Annotated in this window: 1 protein-coding gene; it reads right to left on the bottom strand. The window is 49.7% G+C overall.

All coding sequences use genetic code 11. The features are described from left to right. On the bottom strand, positions 1–757 hold a 757-nt coding region (locus E0E16_RS04335; RefSeq protein WP_255418136.1), incomplete at both ends, for a transposase.

Here is a 757-nt window from a genome sequence, read left to right as displayed (position 1 = left end):
TTCTTGATATCCACATAGGTGATGATACGCGCTATATGGTTGATACCGCCCTTCCTGAACACCACCACCTGCTCACGATATTCCATCAGCCCATCCTCGTTCATATCCATGCAGTCTGCCAACACCTCGTATTTGAGATTTTTCTTCATCTTGGTGACATAGACGACGTTCCTCTCGGTCAGTTCCTCAAACTTTTCATAGTTAATATATGCACGATCCAGGGCAACGATTTCATCATGCTTGAAATGGCTGGGGGCGAGCATGAAGGAATCGTTGGTAGCGGCAGAGGTGAACTTCACGTCACAGTGAACTCCCTCGTTTGCATGAATGACGGAATGCACTTTTATGCCACCCTTCTTCTTTCCCGTCTTAGGATGACGGCCCACGCCCTTGAAGATGACGTTAGAGAACAGGGTTATCGTGGTGGAATCGATGATTCTCAGACGTTTTACCCATTCCTCCGTACCATTGCGTCGGCTGTCCGAAGAAAGTTTGTCCTTATTGGACTCGTAAAGGTCGTGATACACGTCCTCAAAGAATTTCTCCGAGCGTCTGGCGTTCGCGTCTGACAGGGTACTGCGCTTAGGAACCCTGTCAATGCCTATGTGATGAAGCTTGCGCACCTCAGCCGTCATTGCCGCCTCTATCTCGCGCAGGGAGTCGAAGCGCATGATGACTGCATACAGCATCGTAAGAAGATGGGTGAAGCCATCAAAGGTCTTCACATACCGCTCACCGCCGTTCCGACGGCTTATTT

It is taken from the genome of Prevotella rectalis (assembly GCF_900607215.1).
GTDB lineage: Bacteria > Bacteroidota > Bacteroidia > Bacteroidales > Bacteroidaceae > Prevotella > Prevotella brunnea.
Note: the sequence above shows the minus strand (reverse complement) of the source record. Positions and strands in the feature narration are given on the sequence as shown.